The sequence below is a fragment of the Pseudidiomarina planktonica genome, from assembly GCF_900177775.1.
Classification (GTDB): Bacteria; Pseudomonadota; Gammaproteobacteria; order Enterobacterales; family Alteromonadaceae; genus Pseudidiomarina; species Pseudidiomarina planktonica.
Genome location: NZ_FXWH01000002.1, coordinates 195,597 through 216,998, shown reverse-complemented (window position 1 = coordinate 216,998; position 21,402 = coordinate 195,597). Strand labels below are relative to the sequence as shown.

20 protein-coding genes and 1 riboswitch are annotated in these 21,402 nt (G+C 49.4%); of the genes, 6 read left to right on the top strand and 14 right to left on the bottom strand.

The window, feature by feature from the left end:
- Nucleotides 1-77: 77 nt before the first annotated feature.
- Nucleotides 78-2,171, bottom strand: coding sequence for a tetratricopeptide repeat-containing diguanylate cyclase (locus CCE91_RS09770; protein WP_086435098.1), 2,094 nt, complete (start codon nt 2,169-2,171; stop codon nt 78-80).
- A gap of 232 nt (nt 2,172-2,403) precedes the next feature.
- Here CCE91_RS09770 and trhO point away from each other — a divergent pair, with 232 nt between their 5' ends.
- The 3 genes from trhO (at nt 2,404) to CCE91_RS09755 (ending at nt 4,215) form a co-directional block, all read left to right on the top strand.
- Nucleotides 2,404-3,333: an oxygen-dependent tRNA uridine(34) hydroxylase TrhO gene (gene trhO / locus CCE91_RS09765; RefSeq protein WP_086435097.1), complete on the top strand. Its 930-nt coding sequence runs from the start codon at nt 2,404-2,406 to the stop codon at nt 3,331-3,333.
- Nucleotides 3,334-3,411: 78 nt separating this feature from the next.
- The gene (locus CCE91_RS09760) at nt 3,412-3,888 is read left to right on the top strand and encodes a Dps family protein (RefSeq protein ID WP_086435096.1); all 477 of its coding nucleotides are present in this window, start codon (nt 3,412-3,414) and stop codon (nt 3,886-3,888) included.
- 129 nt (nt 3,889-4,017) lie between these two features.
- On the top strand, nt 4,018-4,215 hold the full coding sequence (locus CCE91_RS09755) for a DUF3185 family protein (protein ID WP_086435095.1): 198 nt from the start codon (nt 4,018-4,020) through the stop codon (nt 4,213-4,215).
- Between the two features lie 92 nt (nt 4,216-4,307).
- On the opposite strand, the gene CCE91_RS09750 is transcribed toward CCE91_RS09755, so the two are convergent.
- The 7 genes from CCE91_RS09750 to ubiD form a co-directional block, all read right to left on the bottom strand.
- On the bottom strand, nt 4,308-5,630 hold the full coding sequence (locus tag CCE91_RS09750) for an MFS transporter (RefSeq protein ID WP_086435094.1): 1,323 nt from the start codon (nt 5,628-5,630) through the stop codon (nt 4,308-4,310).
- 17 nt (nt 5,631-5,647) lie between these two features.
- Nucleotides 5,648-6,430, bottom strand: coding sequence for a phosphotransferase (locus CCE91_RS09745; RefSeq protein WP_086435093.1), 783 nt, complete (start codon nt 6,428-6,430; stop codon nt 5,648-5,650).
- The gene (gene pnuC / locus CCE91_RS09740; protein ID WP_086435092.1) at nt 6,412-7,050 is read right to left on the bottom strand and encodes a nicotinamide riboside transporter PnuC; all 639 of its coding nucleotides are present in this window, start codon (nt 7,048-7,050) and stop codon (nt 6,412-6,414) included. The genes CCE91_RS09745 and pnuC overlap by 19 nt, the downstream gene beginning before the upstream one ends.
- Entirely contained in the window at nt 7,050-7,316 is a 267-nt protein-coding gene (locus CCE91_RS09735) for a hypothetical protein (RefSeq protein ID WP_086435091.1), read from the bottom strand. Before CCE91_RS09735 ends, pnuC begins: the two co-directional genes overlap by 1 nt.
- An 11-nt stretch (nt 7,317-7,327) precedes the next feature.
- Nucleotides 7,328-9,439, bottom strand: a complete 2,112-nt coding sequence (locus CCE91_RS09730) for a TonB-dependent receptor (protein WP_086435090.1) — start codon at nt 9,437-9,439, stop codon at nt 7,328-7,330.
- Nucleotides 9,440-9,498: 59 nt separating this feature from the next.
- Nucleotides 9,499-9,608: riboswitch (TPP riboswitch) on the bottom strand.
- A 41-nt stretch (nt 9,609-9,649) separates the two neighbouring features.
- Complete coding sequence (gene fre, locus CCE91_RS09725) at nt 9,650-10,348, bottom strand: NAD(P)H-flavin reductase (protein WP_086435089.1); 699 nt, start codon at nt 10,346-10,348, stop codon at nt 9,650-9,652.
- Nucleotides 10,345-11,829, bottom strand: coding sequence for a 4-hydroxy-3-polyprenylbenzoate decarboxylase (ubiD, locus tag CCE91_RS09720; RefSeq protein ID WP_086435088.1), 1,485 nt, complete (start codon nt 11,827-11,829; stop codon nt 10,345-10,347). Before ubiD ends, fre begins: the two co-directional genes overlap by 4 nt.
- Nucleotides 11,830-11,943: 114 nt before the next feature.
- Between ubiD and CCE91_RS09715 the strand changes: the two genes are divergently transcribed.
- Complete coding sequence (locus CCE91_RS09715; protein ID WP_086435087.1) at nt 11,944-13,014, top strand: endonuclease/exonuclease/phosphatase family protein; 1,071 nt, start codon at nt 11,944-11,946, stop codon at nt 13,012-13,014.
- Nucleotides 13,015-13,085: 71 nt separating this feature from the next.
- On the opposite strand, the gene rho is transcribed toward CCE91_RS09715, so the two are convergent.
- Nucleotides 13,086-14,354: a transcription termination factor Rho gene (rho, locus tag CCE91_RS09710; RefSeq protein WP_086435086.1), complete on the bottom strand. Its 1,269-nt coding sequence runs from the start codon at nt 14,352-14,354 to the stop codon at nt 13,086-13,088.
- A 235-nt stretch (nt 14,355-14,589) separates the two neighbouring features.
- Entirely contained in the window at nt 14,590-14,916 is a 327-nt protein-coding gene (gene trxA, locus CCE91_RS09705; protein ID WP_086435085.1) for a thioredoxin TrxA, read from the bottom strand.
- 89 nt (nt 14,917-15,005) lie between these two features.
- Here trxA and rhlB point away from each other — a divergent pair, with 89 nt between their 5' ends.
- Both rhlB and CCE91_RS09695 read left to right on the top strand, forming a co-directional pair.
- Nucleotides 15,006-16,286 carry an ATP-dependent RNA helicase RhlB gene (rhlB, locus tag CCE91_RS09700; RefSeq protein WP_086435084.1) on the top strand — a complete coding sequence of 427 codons (1,281 nt, stop codon included), beginning with the start codon at nt 15,006-15,008 and terminating at the stop codon, nt 16,284-16,286.
- A gap of 6 nt (nt 16,287-16,292) precedes the next feature.
- Entirely contained in the window at nt 16,293-17,207 is a 915-nt protein-coding gene (locus tag CCE91_RS09695; protein ID WP_086435083.1) for a Ppx/GppA phosphatase family protein, read from the top strand.
- Here CCE91_RS09695 and hemB read toward each other — a convergent pair.
- From hemB to CCE91_RS09675, 4 genes are read right to left on the bottom strand one after another with little or no spacing between them, the layout of a single operon-like run.
- Nucleotides 17,204-18,205: a porphobilinogen synthase gene (gene hemB, locus CCE91_RS09690; protein WP_086435082.1), complete on the bottom strand. Its 1,002-nt coding sequence runs from the start codon at nt 18,203-18,205 to the stop codon at nt 17,204-17,206. The genes CCE91_RS09695 and hemB overlap by 4 nt on opposite strands.
- A 20-nt stretch (nt 18,206-18,225) precedes the next feature.
- Nucleotides 18,226-20,046 carry a sensor domain-containing diguanylate cyclase gene (locus CCE91_RS09685; protein ID WP_086435081.1) on the bottom strand — a complete coding sequence of 607 codons (1,821 nt, stop codon included), beginning with the start codon at nt 20,044-20,046 and terminating at the stop codon, nt 18,226-18,228.
- Between the two features lie 3 nt (nt 20,047-20,049).
- On the bottom strand, nt 20,050-20,838 hold the full coding sequence (locus CCE91_RS09680; protein WP_086435080.1) for a TatD family hydrolase: 789 nt from the start codon (nt 20,836-20,838) through the stop codon (nt 20,050-20,052).
- Entirely contained in the window at nt 20,838-21,389 is a 552-nt protein-coding gene (locus tag CCE91_RS09675) for a hypothetical protein (RefSeq protein ID WP_086435079.1), read from the bottom strand. Before CCE91_RS09675 ends, CCE91_RS09680 begins: the two co-directional genes overlap by 1 nt.
- Between the last annotated feature and the right edge of the window lie 13 nt (nt 21,390-21,402).

Here is a 21,402-nt window from a genome sequence, read left to right as displayed (position 1 = left end):
CAAACTTATAGTTGCACGATACTACATTTTTGCCCGAAGACAAGCCGCGAGGCCTGTCTCAACGCAGGTAGCACAGCTTAACCGGAATCCTGTCCTTCAATAGTCACCATAGTGACCCAGCCTTTCTCAAGAGCGGCTGACAAATCGGTTTCCAGCACTTCGCGGGCCTCGTTATAAGGTACATGCAACTCAGTAATACCAACCCCACGATTCCGGCCATGCGCTTTCCCGGTATACAGGGCCATGTCGGCTAGCTGCAGAACTTTTTCCCAATCCATCAGAGTTTCATCCACACCGGCAAAAGGTAAGCAAATAAAGCCGGCGGTGGTGGTTACCTCAATAACTTTACCCTCATGCATAATAGGTTCGCGGGCAATCACATCCAGAATGCGGGCGGTCAGAATCTTCATGCGATCATTGTCGACGTCCCGCAAATAAAACAAAAATTCCTCGCCGCCCCAGCGAATTAATTTGTCGGTTTCCCGGCAAATGGTTTGTAACCGCTTGGAAATTTCAATCAGTACGGTGTCACCAGCGGCGTGACCGTGCTTGTCGTTAATGCGCTTGAAAAAGTCGATATCAAGAAGAATCAAACCGTCGGTTTGTTGTTGATCCTGCTGGCGGCGGTCACCATGTTGCTCCCGCTTCTCCATGTCCTGTTGCAGGGCTCGACGGTTCCATAACCCGGTGAGCGGATCACGCAGCGACTGGAATGCCAACTGGCTGTTAGCTTCTTTCAGGCGCAAATTGGCGCGTCTGGCAGCACGATACATCAGCCATAGAAACACACCAGCAAAAATAACCACAATAACCAGCAGTAGCCCAATAATCTGGCGTTGCTCGTTCACTTCAATCACGCGCTGTTTAAGCGTATTCTGCTGCTCCAGAATCTTAATCTGCTGCTCTTTGTCTTTGTTGTCATACAGGTTTTGCAGTTCAGTAACATTGCGTTGTTGTTCCAGTTGCCACAGCTCTTTACTAATGGCCTGCTGCTCCTGTAGTGCTTCAGCCTGCTGCCGGTACTGGCCCGCAACTTCATAAGCCTCAGCAATTTCACCCAGAATTTGCTCTAAATCGCTTTTTCGCCCGGCTGCGCGGAAATACTCCAGGCCTTCGCGCATAAGGGTTAAGCCGCTATCAGTATTGCCCTGTTTTACGTCTATAAAGCCAAGGTTAAAACGCACCATTTGCTCGGTACGCTCGTCATCCAGCGCCAGGGCTTGTTCCAGAGCACGATTTAAATAGCTTTCGGCACGATCCAAATCATTGGTGCGAATATACAGATCACCTAAATTGTTCAGGCTAATTAGTTTGATTTGCGGCCGGTCGCTCCGTTCAGCCCACTGCATAGCTAGCTGCATTGATGCATCCGCCTCGCTGTAGTTTTCCAACGACACTTCGATATAGCTTTTCAGTAAATATAAATCCGGTACGTTTTCCAGTAAGCCGAACTGCTGAGCATCCGTTATGGCTTTCGTGGTGGTTTCAAGGGCATCGTCCCACTGCGCCAAATCAGTTTGAATTTGTGCAATAGCATAGGCCAGATACTGGCGGCGTAATTCAGTGCGGTCGTCATTCGTTTCATTCACTGCTTCAAGCGCAGAAATAAGATGCTCAAGCGCGTCGCTGTATTTACCCCAATCGGCGTAGATTCGTGAGATTAGGTTGTGCACATAAAATCGGACGCGCGGCAGTTGAGCCTGCGCCAGCGCAATTTCTGCGTCACTAACCACTAAATAAGCTTCGGCTTGTTTGCCTTGGGCTTGCAGCAACTCAATACGGTTGGCAATAGCCTCAGCTTCCGCATCGGCATTGCCGGAACCTTCGGTCATCGCAAGCATTCGCTCGTTCACAGCAAAGGCTGCGGCTTCGTCGCCGTCATATTGATGTACTAAAGCCAGATAACTTAACGCCCGAATGCGGGTAGACAGTGGTGTGGTTTCATCTACCTGAGCCAGAATCGCTTCAAGTTGCTCGCGTCCGACGCTTTCCTCAATCTGCAAATCGTTCAGATAGTTATTCAGAGCCTGCTCCAGCGTCTCGTCAACCGGAGTAGTTTGTGCCATCGCCGCAGTTACCGGTAACATAGCGCACAACATTAGCCCTGCAACAGTCAGGCTGCGAAGTAGTGCTTGCCAGGTACGAAAACCCATAGCGATAGTTTGTGTCATGTTTTTCTCGAAGTTAGAGGGCGATAATTAAAAACCACTAATTGAGAACGTCAGTGAACAGAAGTATTTCAAAATGTTTCAATAAAATTACTACAAGCGCCTCTCAAGCACAACCGAAAACGTTCAGTGCAATTAGTCGCAAAAATGGCCTTCTACTGCGACATTTGGTTATAATAGGTGCGATTTTTAAGCCTCGGATTTGCGATCCGAACAGCCATAGAAGGAAACCTCGATGTACATTTGTGCAGCGCTCTATAAGTTTGTCGAACTCAACGACTACGAAGCTCTTCGTGAGCCGTTATACCAAAAGTTAGTTTCCCACTCCGTTAAAGGTACCCTGCTACTTGCCCGCGAAGGCATTAACGGCACTATTTGCGGCACCCGTGAAGACCTTGACGCAGTGCTAGCTTACTTAAAATCCGACCCGCGTTTCGCCGATTTAGAGCACAAAGAATCACCCAGTGAAACGCAGGCTTTTTATCGCACCAAAGTGAAGTTAAAAACTGAAATTGTCACTATGGGCGTGGACTGGGTGGACCCTAAAAATATAGTCGGTACCTACGTAGAAGCCAAAGACTGGGACACGCTGATTAACGATCCCGAAGTGTTGTTAATTGATACCCGCAACGACTATGAATATGCGGTGGGCACTTTTAAAGGCGCGGTGAATCCCAAAACCGACAGCTTCCGTGAGTTTCCGCAGTACGTGAAAGACCATTTGGATCCGAACCAACATAAGAAAGTTGCAATGTTCTGCACCGGTGGTATTCGTTGTGAAAAATCTACTGCGTACTTAAAAGAACAGGGATTTGACGAAGTTTATCATTTAAAAGGCGGCATTCTGAAGTATCTGGAAGAAGTTCCGGAGCAAGACAGCAACTGGCAGGGCGACTGTTTTGTGTTTGATCAACGCGTTACTGTGAAGCATGGTCTGCAGCAAGGCGAATATGACCAGTGCTATGCCTGCCGCATGCCAATTACTGAAGCCGAAAAAGCATCTGAGCACTATGAAAAAGGGGTCAGTTGCCCACATTGTGTGAATAAAACCTCAGCGGAGCAGAAAGCCCGTTACGCCGAACGCGAAAAACAAATTCAATTGGCGAAGAAGCGTGGCGAAGCTCATATTCGCGACGGAAAACTCGATGAATTCAATCGAACTTAATCGGGTTTTTATTATCTAAGTCCGTGCTACACTCGAGTCATTAGTTACCTAAGCTTTTGAAAAACAAAGGAGTGAAACATGAAACAGTTAAACGTGATTGGATTAGACAAGGATTCAGCCGAAGCGCTTGCGACCAAATTAAATGCGCTGTTATCGAACTATCAGATCTTTTATATGAACGTGCGCGGCTTCCACTGGAATATCAAAGGTCAGCAGTTCTTTGAATTGCATGCCAAGTTCGAAGAAACCTATAACGATTTGCTCATGAAAATTGATGAAATTGCAGAGCGTATTTTAACTCTGGGCCAACGCCCACAGCACGCCTACTCTACTTACATCAAGAACAGTGAGATTAGTGAAGCGAAAGACGTTCACGACGGCGAGGCCTGCGTGCGCAATATTCTGGAAAGCTATCAAATAACTATCCGGTTACAGCGCGAAATTCTGGAATTGGCTGGCAAGTCCGACGACGAAGGTACTTCCGCTTTAATGAGCGATTACATCAAGGAACAGGAAAAAACTGCCTGGATGTTAACTTCGTACATGGGCGAATAACAACTTAGTAACAACCTTTGTTTGGGGTTTTCGAAAAAGCTGCTAAGCTGAAACTTGCGGTATAGTCGTCTATTCAGGCGCAAGAAAGCTCGACATAATGAAAATAATAGAAATCACGGGAGTGTTGCTATGAATAAAATTATTGGTATTGCGCTATTAGTAGCGGGTGTGATTTTGTTGTATTTCGGCTGGGAAGCCTACAATTCAGCGGCTTCTCAAGCAACTGAAATGATGACCGGACAACCTACAGATAACTCAATGTGGTTTCTGATTGCAGGTGCTGTTGCTGTCATTATTGGATTATTCGGTTTAATCCGCGGCAAATAATAGCTTAATTTTCAGCTATCTAATTGTATAAATACTCACCCAGCTTCGGCTGCGTGAGTATTTTTTTGGTTGTAATTTATGCGCGGCAAGCCTTAAGTAACTTGTGGCAAACGCAGAGCACGCAGTGCCGCCAATAAACCCGCCACAATTAAAAAGCCAAGCACCGCTTCAACGCCTGCCAGTTGCTCTAAAGTACCGAGCAAAATACCTGATAGCAGCACCAAACCAATCAGCGTGTTAGAAACGGCGGTTAACTGTGCTCGGTTGTCCTGATCGGCCATGTCTATCAGATAGGTTTTACGACCAACGCGGGCGCCCTGATGAGCAACCGCGGCAACAAAAATAAGCAATGCGGCTATAACACCTTGCGCTAACCACTGTGCCGCGAACATGTACAACAGCAACCCGGCAACCATAACCAGCACCGACAGTAAAGCCGCCGCTGCCATCACATGATGACTGGCTTTGTCTGACCACTTACCCCAAAACCGCCCAGCCAATAACCCAGCCAGGCCGCTGGCCAGCATCATGCTACCCAAACTGGTTAAGGCACCGTCACCACTGCGTTCAACTATAACAACCAGGTAGGGAATAGCGAACGCGGAAGACACCAGCAATGCCCGGGTGAGCACGAACTTTCCAAATTGTTTATCGGTGTATACCAGTCGTAGCGATTTTAAGGCTTCTACAATGCCGTTACCGCCACCACTGGTGGCACCCGGCACCTCGGGTACCCGCGCATAAACGCCGGCCGCAATAGCCCATAGGCAAGCTGCACTGCCAAGCAAGGCAACAAACAGCAGGGCATCACCGCTAACTTCAAAAAACCGTGGTACCAGAATAACTGCCAGGGCCACTATAACCGACAGCAAGCCAGCTGATGCAGCAGCTAAACCCGACAACCGCCCCCGGCGGGTTTTTGATACAGTTTTTCCCTGCACGTCTTTAATCGCAACGGAACACACCCCACGCGACAGGCTAAAAAAGATTAACGCGCCAATGATCATCCAACCCAACGCCGCGCCGGTAAGTGTCAAAACACCCATTACCATCAGCACCAGCGCCGCCGCCTGACCAATGCTACCTGCTACCCAAAACCATTTACGAACGGGCTGTTGACGCATCCGCTGGGCAACAAACAGCTGCGGTAATAACGCCAGCGACTCGCGTAAAGGAACCAACGCAGCAATAAAGGCACCGGGGGCGCCCAGTGAGGATAACAACCAGGGCAACACCAACCGGGCGCTCACCAGCGAATCACCTAACTTAGTCAGGGTTAACGCCAGTAAATGATATAAAAAAGCCTGCGGTTGGTCATTGCAGGCAGATTCGGGAATGTCTTTGCACACGCGGGTGTCTTCGTCTTCCGCAAGCACGTCGTATAATTTTTCACTAAGCTCAGGTTGCTTACTCATAGGCGCTGCCGCTGGAATTATTGATTTAGTTTTTGCAAATGATGGTGTAACTCGTACCACAACTGATTGGTGATCGTAGCCAGTTCGCCCCAGCTTTCTAAGCTACTGCGATCCAGGCTGACACCGGTATAACCTTCATACGCATGAATCAATGAATTTGATTGCGCACTGCTTAATCTATTCACTAATACCGCGCTGGCAATATCGAACAAGCGCTCACCAAAACCCGCATACTCCCAGTCTATAATCAGCATCGGGCTGCCGCTAAACACGTGGTGCATGGCTAAATCGTTATGACAGAAAACCGGACGAGCACCCCAAGCATCCAACATACCCCGGTGTCTTTTCAGGCGCTGGCGAAACTGCCGGGCGGTGTCGGCGTCATACACCTCAAGGCCTTCCAAGTAGGTATTCAGGCGTTCGTGAAGCGACCACATGGGCGCCGATATTTTTACTGCGTGCACTCGCGACAAAGCTTCCGCCAGGCCACGAATGGCATCGCCTTCATTCATGCCGGCATGCTTTAAATCGGGTTCTTCAATATAAGGTTGCAGCAACAAACCCCGGTTCTGGTCAAAGTGCAGAACCTCTGGCGCAATATTCTGCAGCGCCAGTTGTTCCTGCATTTTCACTTCCAGCACCCGGTCCATGCCATAACTGTGGTCATGGCAAAAGTGCTTCAGCACATAAATGCCGTCGGCCGAATTGAGTTTGTACACTTGATTTGCAACCCCTTCATACAGGGGTTCAATCGCTATAGGTCCGGCCAGAGGAAGAGTTGTTAGCCATTCTGTTTGCATGCTTCAGTAGTATCCTGAACAGGTTCGGTCTGAGTCGTGCGCCATTGCCAAATGGCATAAATTACGAGCATAACATAAATTACAAATAGGCCAGCGGTCACCACAAAGCCTTTGCTGGCGTATAAGTATATGTAAACTGAGTCAATGACCAACCAATACCACCAGTTTTCGATGGCTTTGCGGGTGAGTAACCAGGTGGCAAATAAACTAAATACCGTGGTAAAACTATCCAGCCATACAGCATCGGCATCCGTAAATTCAGCCGCCAGCAACGCCACCACCGCAGCAACAACGGCCAGCATGACACAACTGTTTAAGTGCCAACGCGCACTGAAACGTGCCTGGCTAACCACCCCCTGTTCGGTGGCGGCCTTACCTGCACCATATTGCCACTGCCACCAGCCATAAACTGCCAGCACCACGTAGCAAATCTGTAAAAAAGTCTCCAGATACAAATGTGCGCTAAACATCAGCTGTGAATAAATTCCACAGCTGATAAAAGCCATTAGCCAACACAACTGATTCTGGCGCGCCGCTAGTAACAAATAAGCCAGCGCCAGCACCACCGCTATTAATTCCCAAACGGAGGTGAGCGCCAACTGCTCCAGTAACCAGTCCACTAGTTTTGCGCACCTGCAGCAGGCGCCAGATCACGGTTAATAAACTTACACACCAGACACTGGCTGGGGATTTTCTCGTAAGTTTTCTTTAACTCGGCCTGAAACACGGGCATTAGCACATCAAACTCGCCGAATACCTGAGTACTCATAGTGTTGGTATGCACTGTTAAGCCAGCATGGTTGTTTAACCGGTCAATGAATTCCTTAATTACCGGGATGTACTCATCGGTTAAAGGATACAGCGACATTTCAATAGATAATTGCATGGCTATGCTCCTTAAAATTCGTAGCTAACACGAATACCAAAACGACGCGGCTCACCATACTGCACATAGGTTTCCGGCACATATTCATCACGCGGGTCGTTGCCAAAATAGAACCCACGGATGCCGTAATCTTCATCAGTCAAATTACGCGCCCATAAGCTAAATTGCCACGGACCGGTAAAGAAGTTCAACTGTGCGTGCAACAACGCGTAATCATTAGACTGACTGTTGTGCGAATTCGAGTAATAAAAACCATCTTTAGCGTCGGCCTGCACACTGAACTGCCATTGCTCATGCGGCCAGTACTCCACGCCCACATTGGCCATATACTCCGGTGCATGGGCTTGATCGCGGCCACTCATATCCATGCCGTCTTCAGTGACAAAGCCCTGAATTTCAGTACGCAACAAGCCAACATTGGCGAACCAACGCCATTGCTCATTCGGCTGGTAATCAAGCTCGACTTCCATACCGTAGCTGTCGCCACTGTCGGCATTTTTCAGGTAGCCCACAAATGACTGATCACGGTTTACCCAGCTTTTTAGCTGCACATCGTCACGCCAGTTATAAAATAGTGACATGCGTACGGCCAGGCTGTTATCCAAATTGCTGCCCTTAACACCAAACTCGGCACTAGTTAACAGCTCAGGTTCAAAGGTGGCCTGCTGCAGCAGAAACTCTTCCAGCTCTGCCAGCCCCTGGTCTTGTGCTTTGCCAAGTGCTTCGCCATTCACGCCGCCAACTTTGTAACCGCGAGTAACCGAGGTATAAATAACAGAGTTGTCACGCACGGCGTGGCTCAGGCTTAAGCGTCCGCCCCACATGGTGTCACTCGGATTTTGTTGTACTCGATTACTATCCAGGTAGGTATTGTCGTAATTTTCTACGCGAAGCCCCAGAGTTAACCAGGTTTGTTCGCTAAAGTAAGGAACCAGCTCGCCATAAACAGCCTGACGATGGCTTTCATAATCACTACTAAATACGGTTTGCTCGCCTAAATCCCAATTAAAATAATCACGAGTTAAGCTCACATCGCGGCGATAGTCATACACACCGAACACCCAGTCCGTGTCATTGCCAAATAAGGAAGCCGGTTCGGTGGACAGCCAGCGTAACTCCATGGTGCGGTCATCACGTTCGCGCTCATAGGCGTCAAACGATGAATATTCCCAGCCCGGTGCAATGCCTACGTAAGTCCAGTCTTCGTCGAAGCTATACTGAGTGTCAGCGGTCATGCCGCTTACCGACACTTGAATTTCACTGCTGGCCAAGCCGCTATAGCGCAACTCCAGTCGCGCTGCCTGACTTTGCAAATCATCTTCGCCAGGTTGGTCAGACAACGTAGTGCGGTCATTTTCCAGCGAAAAGGCGTCGTAGCCATTATTCATGTCGTGCGCATGCAAGGTGGTGCGCAACGACCAGTCGTTGCCAAAATCCGTATGCAGATTAAAGCGTGCACTTAATTCCGCTCGTTTTTCGGTATCGTCGCGGTTTAGAAAGGCATTCTCAGTGAAACCGTCGTTATTCAGTTGGTTCACACTTAAGCGCGCATCGCCAAGCGCACCCAGGCCACCACCAATGGCCAGCCCGGCCGCAACTTCGCCGTAGTTCGCCACTTGAGCCTGCCACTTACCGCGAAAATCATTGCTCGGCTCAGTGCTGCTGATGTAAATCATGCCCGCCAGTGCATCAGCACCAAAACGGCCACTTTGCGGGCCGCGGAATACTTCGACCTGACCGGCATCAAACAGGTTTGCGACTTGGCCTAAACCACTGTAATTAATACGGTCCACGAAAATACCAACTGACGGCGAAATGGGGTCAACAAACTGACTGCGCTCGCCAATGCCACGAATTTGCATAAAGCGCGCACGCGACGAGCCGCCGGAAAAGTTGACGTTTGGAATAGCGTTGAACATGGTTTCTAAATGCACAGCCGCACGTTGTGAGCTGTCTTCCTGACTCAGCGCGGTCACACTGGCCGGAACTTCATTTAAGGTTTTAGTGCGGTATTCGCCAGCGACAGTAATGCGCTCAATAGCATCAGTGTCAGCGAAGGCAGTGACAGAAGTTGTGCTTAGCAGCGCAGCTACAACAGCGCTATGTAGATATTTTTTTTGCATGGATCATTTCCTGTTATAAAGCTAAGAAATAATCCGGTTACGGCAGGTATAAATATGGACTCGATGAAAGCTACCATCCCTACGCCAGTATGAACCGGATCAGGTACAAAGGGTTTGCTATCGCATCTCAGCCTGTCGGTATAAACCGAAGACACCCCTTGGTATTGCGCGGCGATTGTAACGCAGCCGCGCCGTTGATGGAAGTACCAGTTAAATGAACGCAAGCGCGTCACCGTACAAATTGTCCAGCGGCAGGCCGCGGGCGTTAAAGTCGTCGCGAATGACGCGCACCATTTCAAAGCGCCCGGCCACATACACGTCGGCTTTGGCAAACTCGGGTTGCTCAACCATCACCGTGTGATGCACTAAGCCGATAGCGCCATGCCAGCCGGCTTCGGCTTCTTCAACTACCGGGCGGTAACTCAACTGGCTGTGTTCAGCTGCCAGCTCTTGCAGCTCGGCATCTAAATACAGGTCTTCCGGACGACGTCCGCCCCAGTACAAAGTTACCGGGCGCTCACTGGCGCTGGCTAAATGCGCCTGCAAAATCGACCAGGTATAGGAAAAACCAGTGCCACCGGCAATCAGAATAAGTGGGCGCTCACTATCGGCACGATAAGAGGCATCACCTAAGGGCAACTCAACTAACAGCTCGCCTTGTTGCTGTAGCGCTTCAATAACTTCCATTGCGTAGCCATTATCTGGCGTTGCACCAATATGAAGCTCCACTAAATCAGTTTCACCCGGGCAGGATGCAATTGAAAAGGGTCGCTTGTCGTTGTCGCCCATGACTACCTGAAGATATTGGCCACCGGCAAACTGAATGCGCTCGGCAAGTTCCAACTCAACCCGGTATACAGCCGGCGTTAATGCTTCAAGGGTTACCAGCGATGCCTGCAGTTGCTTCATTCGTCATCCTTTTTTGTCACTATATTCAGTTCATCCCAAAGTTCGTCTACGCGCGCTTTTACCGCGCTGTCTATAACTATAGGTTCGCCCCATTCACGGTTGGTTTCGCCTTCCCACTTATTGGTTGCGTCCATACCCATTTTTGAGCCAAGGCCGGCAACCGGCGAGGCAAAATCCAGATAATCAATTGGGGTGTTTTCAATCATCACGGTGTCGCGCGCCGGATCCATACGTGTGGTAATGGCCCAAATCACGTCTTTCCAGTCCCGCGCATTTACGTCGTCGTCGCATACAATAACGAACTTGGTATACATGAACTGGCGTAAAAACGACCACACGCCCATCATCACCCGTTTCGCATGACCTGGATACTGTTTCTTCATGGTCACTATCGCCATGCGGTAAGAACAGCCTTCCGGCGGCAAATAAAAATCGGTAATTTCCGGAAACTGCTTTTGCAGTAATGGCACGAACACTTCGTTTAACGCCACCCCAAGAATAGCTGGTTCGTCGGGCGGTCGACCGGTGTAGGTGCTGTGGTAAATTGGTTTTTTCCGGTGCGTAATGTGAGTTACGGTAAATACTGGAAATTTTTCCACTTCATTGTAGTAGCCGGTATGATCGCCATACGGGCCCTCAGCGGCGGTTTCATCGGGCGCAATATAGCCTTCCAGAATAATTTCCGCATGCGCTGGCACCTGTAAGTCATTACTCAGGCACTTAGCTACTTCGGTTTTACCATCACGTAGCAAACCGGCAAAGGCATACTCAGACAGTGAATCCGGTACCGGCGTTACCGCGCCTAAAATAGTTGCAGGGTCAGCACCAAGAGCTACCGATACCGGGAAGTTTTCACCCGGATACTGCTGGCACCACTCGCGGAAATCTAACGCGCCGCCGCGATGTGATAACCAACGCATAATGAGTTTGTTCGGCCCCAGTAGTTGCTGGCGGTATATCCCCAAATTCTGGCGCTCTTTGTGCGGTCCGCGGGTAATGGTTAAACCCCAGGTAATCAATGGTGCAACATCACCTGGCCAGCAGTGTTGAATAGGTAACTTAGTTAAATCTACGTCGTCACCGCTAAGCACCACTTCCTGACAAGGTGGCTTTTTTATCTGCTTGGGCGACATGCTTAAGACTTTTTTATACATGGGTAGCAGATTTAACGCATCGCGGAAGCCCTTGGGTGGCTCCGGCTCTTTTAAAAATGCCAGCAGTTTACCCACATCACGCAACGCAGCCACATTTTCCTGGCCCATACCTTGTGCGACCCGATCGGGCGTGCCGAACAAGTTCGCCAGTACCGGCATGTCGTGCCCTTTCACGTTCTCGAACAACAGCGCCGGACCGCCAGCTTTTAAGGTGCGGTCGGAAATTTCTGTCATTTCCAGATAAGGGTCAATTTCCTGTGTAATACGCTTGAGTTCACCACGCGCTTCCAGCTGAGTGATAAAATAGCGTAAATCTTGATATTTCATGAAGCATCTCGTGTACTTATATGTGCTCGAAGTATAACCTGTTTAAAAATGCTTTTCAGTGCCTCTGCGCGCCAAAACAAGTCGCGAAGCACCGATAACAACCAAAGGATTACCATGTCTGCCTGGTTATGGATCATAGCTACGCTCACAGTCATGTTACTGCTGACTACGCTACTCCCGTTAACTCGTAAAACACACTGGTTTTTCCGGGTTTGGGATTTCCCGCGTCTGCAACAAACTGCCGCAGGCCTAGCCTTACTAGCGCTAACCGCCTGGCAGGAGCCGTTCAGCCCCACAGTTACCTGGCTGTTACTAGCCGTGCAGCTACTATGCACTGCCTATCAATTGTGGTGGATATTTCCCTACACCCCCTTGTGCCGCAAGGAAGTCATTACTTACTCACCGAAACAGCGCACAGCCAGCGACCATCTGCGGGTAATGACAGTGAATGTGCTGGAATCAAACCGTCGCTCGAAAACCTTGCTACAAACCATTCAAACCGAGCGCCCCGACATTCTGATTGCGGTAGAAACCGACAACTGGTGGATGAAAGAGCTAGACGATTTAGGTGACCTATACCCGCATGTGCTGCGCTGCCCACTGGATAATTTATACGGCATGCTGGTGTACTCGGTATGGCCGCTGGAGCAGGAAAGCATTGAGTATTTAATTGAACCCGAAGTGCCGTCTATGCATTTTGATGTGGTCATGCCATCGGGCCGCAAAATACAAATGCATTGCCTGCACCCGGCACCGCCCAGCCCAACTGAAAATGAAAAGTCGGTAAACCGTGACGCCGAATTGGTACTGGTAGCGCGCCGCATTAAAGACCACGATGGCCCTATTATAATAGCCGGTGACTTAAACGATGTGGCCTGGTCTTCCACCACCCGCTTATTCCGTAAAATTAGTGGATTAGTGGACCCGCGAGTTGGGCGCGGCATGTTTAACAGCTTTCACGCCAAGCTTCCGTTTCTGCGCTGGCCGTTAGACCACCTATTTCATAGCCAGCACTTTGCCCTGAAAGAGATTAAACGCTTGCCCGCATTTGGCTCAGACCATTTCCCATTTCTGGCGGATTTAGCCCTGCTGGATAGCGAAGCGGAAGTCGACAATGGCATGCAGCCGTCAGCAGAAGACAAAGAATATGCTGATGCGGTACTCAAAGAAGTGAAAGCGCCCTAAACCTAAATCAGCCCGCCACCAATAAAAAAGCCGATTGCGTAAGCAACCGGCTTTTTCAGAACCTGTTTAACCTAACCGTTTCTTTGGCGCTTCATAGCTTCAAAGAACTCGTCGTTGGTTTTGGTCATTTGCAGCTTATCAATCAAGAACTCCATGGCTTCAATTTCGCCCATTGGATGAACTATCTTGCGCAAAATCCACATCTTCTGTAGCTCTTCCGAGCTGGTCAGCAGTTCTTCACGACGCGTACCAGAACGATTGAAGTCAATGGCCGGGAATACCCGTTTTTCAGCAATTTTACGGTTTAAGTGCAGTTCCATGTTACCGGTACCCTTAAACTCTTCGTAAATTACTTCGTCCATTTTAGAGCCAGTATCAATCAAGGCCGTGGCGATAATAGTTAAGCTACCACCTTCCTCAACGTTACGGGCTGCACCAAAGAATCGTTTTGGTTTGTGCAAGGCGTTGGCATCAACACCACCAGTCAGAACTTTGCCTGAACTTGGAATAACGGTGTTATAGGCACGCGCCAAACGGGTAATAGAATCCAGCAGAATAACCACGTCTTTCTTGTGCTCAACCAACCGCTTGGCTTTTTCAATAACCATTTCGGCTACCTGCACGTGACGGCTAGCTGGCTCGTCAAAGGTTGAAGCAACAACTTCACCTTTCACCAACCGATGCATTTCGGTTACTTCTTCCGGACGCTCATCAATCAGCAGTACCATAAGTACAGCTTCCGGATGGTTAGCGGCCATAGATTGCGCAATATTCTGCAGCAATAAGGTTTTACCCGCTTTTGGTGGCGCCACAATTAAGCCACGCTGGCCACGCCCGATTGGCGAGGCCAAATCCAGAATTCGTGCCGTAATATCTTCTGTACTGCCATTACCACGCTCCATGCGAAAACGTTCGTCAGCATGCAAAGGGGTAAGGTTTTCAAACAGGATTTTATTACGGGAGTTTTCTGGCTTGTCGAAGTTCACTTCGCGAATTTTTAACAGTGCGAAATAACGCTCGCCTTCTTTTGGCGGTCGAATTTTACCTGACAGGGTGTCCCCGGTGCGTAGGTTAAATCGACGAATCTGGCTGGGTGATACGTAAATATCATCCGGACCTGCCAAGTAAGAAGAATCAGCCGATCGTAAGAAGCCAAAGCCGTCTTGCAATATTTCCAGCACACCATCGCCGTAAATATCTTCGCCGCTTTTTGCGTGCGCTTTCAAGATAGCAAAAATGATGTCTTGCTTACGCATACGAGCCATGTTTTCAAGGCCCATAGTGTCTGCGAGTTTTACAAGCTCGCTAATTGGGGTGTTTTTAAGTTCTGTCAGATTCATAGGAGGGCTTTCGAGGTTATCGATTGGTTAGATTCGCTAAGTTAGTTTTTGTGTTTGACGAGCCAGGTGAAACTGGAGGTCAACATAACCGGTTGCCGTAAGGCATTGAATTTGGCAACACAGAAGAAAAGTACGCTGGTGAAAGTACCACCAAATTTAGACAACGTCCAGCTTTTCAAGTAACAAGATACTGTAAAGCAAAACGGCGCTCAGTTGAGCGCCGTTTTCGAACTCGTTACAGGTGCTGATCCAGAAACTCAGTTAGCTGTGCACGAGACAGTGCACCAACTTTGGTACCGGCAACTTCGCCATTTTTAAACAGTAATAGCGTTGGAATGCCGCGAATACCGTATTTTGGTGGCGTCTGGTTGTTATGATCGACGTTGAGTTTACCAATGGTTACCTTGCCAGCGTAATCGTTGGCAACGTCATCCAGAATTGGCGCGATCATTTTGCACGGGCCACACCACTCCGCCCAAAAATCTACCAGCACTGGTTTGTCGGCGTTCAGTACATCGGTATCAAAAGTATCATCACTTAGCTGAACAATTTTATCACTCATGGTAATCTCCGCTGCTTAAATCGCGTGAAATAATAAAAACCTTATTATTTCTGTTTTTGAATGTTAGCGCAAACTGATATGCTTACGCCATGAGTAAAACACATCTTACAGAGACACGCTTTGCCGATCTCGGCCTGCACCCGCAGGTATTAACAGCACTGCAAAGTGTCGGTTTTGAACAATGTACCCCAATACAGGCTTTAAGCCTGCCTGTGGCATTGGCGGGCAACGATGTTGCCGGACAAGCCCAAACGGGTACAGGCAAAACAATGGCCTTTCTGGTATCCACTTTCAACCAATTGCTGGCGAAGCCTGCCACCGATGAAAAGCGCGTACCTCGTGCTTTAATCATGGCTCCTACGCGAGAGCTTGCGATTCAGATCGCAAATGATGCTGCCCCGCTGGCAAAAGCCTGCGATTTCCGTGTCGGTATTATATATGGAGGCGAGGGTTACGAAAGTCAACGGCAAGCGTTAGAAGCTGGTGTTGATATTTTGGTTGGAACCACTGGCCGCCTTATTGATTACTACAAGCAGGGTTTATATCCGCTTGATAAAATTGAAGTTGTGGTATTAGACGAAGCCGATCGCATGTTCGATTTAGGCTTCATAAAAGATATCCGCTACATGCTGGAAAAAATGCCTGCGCCGAAACAGCGCCAAAGTTTGCTGTTTTCCGCAACGCTGTCACAACGCGTGCAGGAACTGGCCTACGAGCACATGAACTCGCCCACCAAAATTGAAGTAGAACCGCTGCAAAAAACCGGTGCACAAATTTCCGAAGAGCTGTTCTACCCGTCCAAGCAAGACAAAATTAAGTTGTTGCTAACGCTGATTGAAGAAGACTGGCCGGAAAAGGCCATTATTTTCGCGAACACTAAGCATTCTTGTGAGCGAGTGTTCCAGTGGTTAGAAGCAGACGGCCATCGGGTTGGGTTGTTAACCGGCGATGTACCACAGCGTAAGCGGTTAAAAATTCTGGATGAGTTTACCGACGGTACGCTCGACTTTTTGGTAGCCACCGATGTTGCGGCACGCGGACTGCACATTCCGGAAGTAAGTCATGTGTATAACTACGACTTACCGGATGACTTTGAAGACTACGTTCACCGCATTGGCCGTACCGGTCGTGCCGGTGCTTCAGGCGCCGCTATAAACCTGGCCTGCGAAGAATACGTTTACAATTTGCCGGCCATTGAAGAATACATTGGTCACAGTATTCCGGTAACTAAGTACGACCCAGCCGCATTGCTAACTGATGTGAAAACACCGCGTCCACCACAACGTCGTCGCAATCAGCGCCAGGGCGGTGGTCGTGGTCGCAGCGGTGGCCAGGGTGGCCAACGGCAACAACGACCGCGTCGTAACTAACCTGCCATGCACAGTGGTCCTTTGTATGCAGCAATTGATTTAGGCTCGAACAGCTTTCATTTGCTGCTGGCAAGGGCTCGCCGTGGTAAAGCGGACATTGTTTATCGCTCCCGCGAAAAAGTCCGCTTAGCCAATGGCCTCAATGAAACTATGCAACTGAGCGAAGAAGCTATTGAACGTGGCTTATCTTGCCTGTACGACTTTTCCGACTACCTCAAAAACATTCCCCCTGAACATATTCGCGCGGTTGCCACAGCAACACTTCGCAAAGCTACCAATAGTGATGAAATTATGGCGCGGTTTAGCCAGGCGTTAGGCTGTGCCATTCAGGTGATTCCCGGTGAGCGCGAAGCGGCGCTTATTTATCAGGGTGCCACCTGGCAGCAGCAACCACGCGCCAAACAACTGGTTATTGATATTGGCGGCGCCAGTACCGAAGTTATCGCCGGTAAAGGCCAGCAAGCCAATTTGCTGCACAGTTTAGATATGGGTTGCGTGATTTATCAAAATCACTACTTTGGCTCCGGCAAAATCACCCGTACTAACTGTGACTCCGCCATTGCCGCCGCCCGCCAGCAGGTGCAACCCTATAGCAAAAAACTGAAAGAACACAGCTGGCGCCATGTGATGGGCGCCTCCGGAACCTTTAAAGCCCTGCATGAAATTTTAGTGGCCCGGGGGCAGACGCCTGCTATTGGCGCCGATTTTCTAGAAGACATAATGGCTGAGTGCATTGCCTGTGAAACCGTTGCAAATTTGAAGTTTAAAGGGCTACGGGAAGACCGCCGCGCGGTATTTATGGGCGGTATTTGTATTTTGCTGGGGTTATATCGTGAGCTTAAAATAAGCAGCGCCAGTATTGCCACCGGCGCCTTACGTGAGGGGTTACTGCGTGAGTTGGTGAACACTCAAAAGGCTTAACCTTGTTTTAGTTGCTGAGCTGCGTACTTGGCAAAGTAAGTCAGAATGCCATCGGCTCCCGCCCGTTTAAATGCCAGCAAAGATTCCATAATAACCGCTTCACCTAACCAGCCATTGGCAATAGCCGCCTGATGCATGGCGTACTCACCACTTACCTGATACGCGAACGTAGGTACTTTAAACTCGTCCTTCACCCGGCGCACTATATCCAGATATGGCATGCCAGGTTTCACCATCACCATGTCGGCACCTTCGTCTATATCCAGCGCAATTTCGTGCAGGGCTTCATTACTGTTAGCCGGATCCATCTGGTAGGTTTTCTTATCAGCACCTTTCAAGTTACCGGCAGAACCGACCGCATCACGGAATGGGCCATAATAGGCTGACGCATACTTGGCCGAGTACGCCATAATTTGTACGTTCACGTGCCCGGCATCTTCTAAGGCTTCACGAATGGCACCAATGCGTCCATCCATCATGTCTGAGGGCGCTACCACATCAGCCCCGGCCTCAGCATGAGACAACGCCTGCTTCACCAGGGCTTCGGTCGTAATATCATTTTGCACATAGCCGTGATCGTCCAGAATGCCGTCCTGGCCATGACTGGTAAATGGGTCCAGGGCGACATCGGTAATCACACCTAACTGCGGGAATTTGGCTTTAATGGCGCGAACGGCGCGCTGAGCAATGCCATTGCTGTCCCAGGCGGCCTCGGCGGTCAATGACTTCGCCGCAGCCGGAGTAACCGGGAACAAAGCAATAGCAGGAATTCCCAGCTCAACCAACTCAGCGCACTCCTGCACCAGCAAATCTATGGATAGACGCTCAACGCCCGGCATGGAAGGAACGCTCTCACGCTGATTCTCACCGTCTAAAACAAACATAGGGTAAATCAGATCATTCACCGTTAGCTGATTCTCCGACACTAACCGACGACTAAAATCGTGGGCTCTGAGGCGGCGTAAGCGACGATATGGGAACTGACTAAAACTATGCATGTACTACTCCTGAAAAATAACTACTCGGATGCGACTGCTACTCGCTCAGTCGGCGCTGGGCACACTTGATCCCGGCCACTATTTTTAGCTTTGTATAAAGCTTTATCGGCATGCGCTAACAATTGCTCGGCCACCGCAAAGTCACAGGGCCGGGCTTCGGCTACACCCATACTCACGGTAATTTGAATAGGTCCTGCCTCGGTATCAAAGCTATGATTACGTACAGCCTCGGACAGATGCCGGGCAATAGCCTCAGCACCTTCTAAATCGGTATTCGGCAATAAAATGGCAAATTCTTCGCCACCGTAGCGGCACAAAGTATCGCTGGCACGGCGCAGTTGGCGTTTCAACAACTCAGCCAACTGCACTAAAATTTGATCGCCCACCAAATGGCCATGGGTATCGTTCACCGGCTTAAAGTGATCAATGTCCAGCATCACCATCGACAGTGAACTTTGCTGTCGGTAACTACGGCGGAATTCAGTTTCCAACTGCCGATTCAGGAAGCGTCGATTATAAATTCCGGTAAGCGCATCTTCACTGCTCTTCTGCTCTAACTCGGCGTTCGCTTCCTGCAATTCTCGCATGGCAATTTCAAGTTCGAAGGTGCGCTCGGCCACCTTCTCTTCCAGCTGCTCGTTTTGTTCTTCCTGCGCAACCTGCATTTCTTCAGCGCGTTGCAAAGCTTCCGACTGAGCCACCAGTTTCTGCCGCCGCTCTTCAGTATAACGAATAGCCAGCACCCAGCTCAGCAACAGTATCTCAATGCCTGAACCTATCATGATGGCGTAACGCTGAATAAAGAAGCCGTCGATTAAACCAAGATAACCCAACGAATTGGTAATAATAGCCAGTAGCAAGGTTGCCCAGGCCAGGGTGAACACCCGCGCGTACACATGGCCACGACGCCACAAATAAATACCTGTGCCAAGCAGGAATAAACAGCCAGGCACCGCCAGTGCTAACAGCATTTTAATCACTATGGCGTACGGTAAAAACAAGTTCACCACAAACATTAAGGCGAACACGCCGGCCACTGTAGCCAACCCTAAATTAAGCCGGCGACTATGCTCTTTTAAACTCAATAGTTGACTGGTAAAAATAGCTGCCAACATAAATACCATAGCGCCAAAAAATGGGATGGCTTTGTCTTGCAACCAAATAGATTCGGACCAGATATAACGATAACCACTACCGTCCAGACTAGCCATTAACAGACCAATAAAAATGGTATAGCAAGAGTAGGTTAAGAAGCTGCGCTCACGCGACACGAAAAAACCAAACAGGTTATAAACGGCCATGCAAATAACCACGCCGTAATACAAACCAGCGGCCATACTGCCCGTTGACTGCCCTTCCAAAAACTCAGCATGCGGCCAAATAGCTACCGGAACCCGCAGCGAACTGCTGGTTTCTACGCGCATGAAAATAGTCAGAGGTTCCGAGGTTGGTAGAGGAATAACGAAGTCTTTATGTTTAACCGGACGTTCGGAAAACGGTTTTTTATCGCCAACTTGATATTCCCGCATCAAGCCGTCTTCCGACATAATATAAATATCCACCTGATCTAACAGTGGATAGCTAATATTCATGACCCGGGCCTGTGCGGAGGCAGGCACGGCAAAACGGAACCAATAGATATCGCTGGTGTAACCGAAAGAGGCTTCACCATTGGTGGAACGCCAGCGCTGCATTGATTGTTGCTGAACCTCGGCAAAACTCGAGTCACCATTGGCAATCTGATAATACAGAACTGGTTCGTAGGGCTCTTGCGCAAGCGCTGTGGCGCTGCTGAACATCCCTAACAGCAGTATATATACAGCTACAATGATTTTAGTCATGCGCTATTCCGTGCCAAAAAAAGTCAGGCTGTTATGCCAGCATTGTTGTTCTAATTCTGCTACTGGCTGCTCTCGTAAAGCCGCCACCACACCCGCAATATGGGGTATATGAGCAGGCTCGTTCACACGGGACTTCGGTTTTGGTTTTAATGTTCGTGGCAACAAAAAAGGGGCGTCAGTTTCCAGCAATAGCCTGTCTGCCGGAATATGTTTAACGGCTTGCCTGAGTTCATCGCCTCTGCGTTCATCGCAAATCCAACCGGTGATACCGATATAACACCCTAGCTGAAGGTATTTTTCAAGTGCTTCGCGACCAGCGGTAAAACAATGCGTTAATAAACGTGGAATTTTATCGGCAAACTCGCTGAGTAACTGCAACTGCTGGGTTAGCGCATCGCGTTCGTGCAAGTACACGGGAAGCTGTAATTGTGCCGCCAATTCAAGTTGCTCACGAAACACGCGAAGTTGTTGTTCCGGCGGCGAATAGTTGCGATTAAAATCAAGCCCGCATTCACCAATAGCGCGCACTAACGGGTGGGCGGCTAACTCGCGAAGTTCAGCTATATAATTGTCGCTAACACCTGCTGCATCATGCGGATGAACGCCCACTGTGGCTACCAGTTGCTGCGGGTACCGCTCGGCTAACTGAATGGCTTCCCGACTACTTTGCAGGCAGGTTCCAATAACCACCATGCGGGTAACACCGGCTGCAGCAGCTCGTTCCAACACCTGTTCATGGTTATCGGCAAAGCTGCTGTTAGTAAGATTAACGCCGGCATCAAACCAGGGCATTACTCGATCCGTTCAACGCTAACACGGCTGTTGGAGCCCTTACGGCCCAGGAAAAAGTTGGTGCTTACGCCAGCCTCAATAAAGTAACTCGCTTCAGTTGGTAATACATGCTTGCGATAGTCAGTTTGCTTCCACACCTGACCGTTTTCCAGAGTAATAATCCACTGGCCACGCGGGGTTTGTTTCTTACTGGCAATTTCAACATCCAAACGTTTCAGGCGTTCAACCTCTACCGCTTTACCAAACTCTTCTTCCAAATTGCGTCCGTCGGCGCGCTCTGATTTGCCACCGCGTTGCGAACGCCCTTGTGAGGCTTGTTCAGCTCGGGCTGCGCCCGTTGTTGCACTATTTGACGCACCTTGCGATGCAACAGTGGCAACACCTGAGCCAGTGACAACCTCGTCATAGCAAACTAAACGCTTTAATGAGTTGCCAATAGCAGCACAAGCAGCAAGTTGCTCCGGGTCTACCGACTGCGCTTGCGCCTTAGTGCTATGAGAAATACCCGCCAGCACAACGACAAATGTGGAGATAACGACAAGGTTCTTCATGAATGCTTACCTG